Consider the following 1,116-nt stretch of genomic DNA (forward strand, 5'->3'; position numbering starts at 1 on the left):
CCCGGCGGGATCCGGAGCGGCCACGTCCTCGGTGCGCGGCCGCGGGTTCGGCGCGGCCGCGCTTCGGCGGGCCCTACAGCGCCCGGCGGGCCCTGGGGGCACCTCCCGGCCGCCAGGCTGGGGGAGCGTCGCCCCGCAGACGGGAATTGTCGGACACGCCCTACAACGCCCGGCGGGCGGCGGCGATCCCGTCCGGGTCCCAGCCGGGCCGCGGCACGGACTCCAGCAGGAGCCGCGTGTACGGGTGCTGCGGCCCGTCGAGCACCTCGGCCGTGGGGCCGGCCTCGACGATCCGACCGTGCCGCATGACGATGACCTCGTCGGTGACGCACCGCACCACGCCGAGGTCGTGGGTGATGAACAGGTAGCCGATGCCGGTCCGTTCGCGGATGTCGGCGAGCAGGTTGAGCACCTGCGCCTGCACCGAGACGTCCAGCGCGGCGACCGCCTCGTCCAGCACCATGACGGCCGGCTCGACCGCCAACGCCCTGGCGATGGCGACGCGTTGGCGCTGGCCACCGGAGAGCTGACGCGGCAGCGCGTCCGCCGCCCTGGTGCCGAGGCCGACCTGGTCGAGCAGTTCCTTGATCCGGGCCGCGTGGTCCGTGCCCGGGAAGTGCAGGCGCAGGGTCTCCCGGAGGACGGCCTCGACGCTGGTGCGGGGGTCCAGGGAGAGGTACGGGTCCTGGAAGACCATCTGGACTTCGCGGGCGCGCGCCAGCCGTTCGGTCCTCCCCCGCACGCGGCCGGTCCTGGCCCGGCCGTTCACCAACACCTCGCCCCCGTCGGCCTGTTCGAGGCCGACGACGATGCGGGCGGTCGTGGTCTTGCCGGAGCCGGACTCGCCGACGATGCCGAGCGAGCCGCCGGCCGGGAGCGTGAACGAGACGTCGTCGACGGCCTGCACGCTGCCGAAGGTGCGGCGCAGTCCGCTGACGTGGAGCACGGGTTCAGGCATCGGCGCGGCTCCTGTCGAGCGGGTGGTGGCACGCGGCCGGCTGGTCGCCGTGCGCCTCGGGGACCTGCGCGACGAAGTCGGCGTTCGGGAGCGGGACGAGCGCCGCGAGGGAGGTTCCCGACTAGTGGTGGGGGAGGTCGGGCGGGTCGCCGTCGAAG

Annotated in this window: 1 protein-coding gene; it reads right to left on the reverse strand. The window is 74.9% G+C overall.

Going from position 1 to position 1,116, the window contains the following annotated elements:
• Window positions 1-160: 160 nt before the first annotated feature.
• The gene (locus AB0O00_RS40875) at window positions 161-958 is read right to left on the reverse strand and encodes an ATP-binding cassette domain-containing protein (protein WP_363659720.1); all 798 of its coding nucleotides are present in this window, start codon (window positions 956-958) and stop codon (window positions 161-163) included.
• Window positions 959-1,116 lie beyond the last annotated feature (158 nt).

Source organism: Kitasatospora sp. NPDC093558, from assembly GCF_040683475.1.
Classification (GTDB): Bacteria; Actinomycetota; Actinomycetes; order Streptomycetales; family Streptomycetaceae; genus Kitasatospora.

Coding starts and splice junctions, on each gene's coding strand:
- AB0O00_RS40875 (WP_363659720.1), bottom strand. CDS start 958: ATGCCTGAACCCGTGCTCCACGTCAGCGGACTGCGCCGCACCTTCGGC.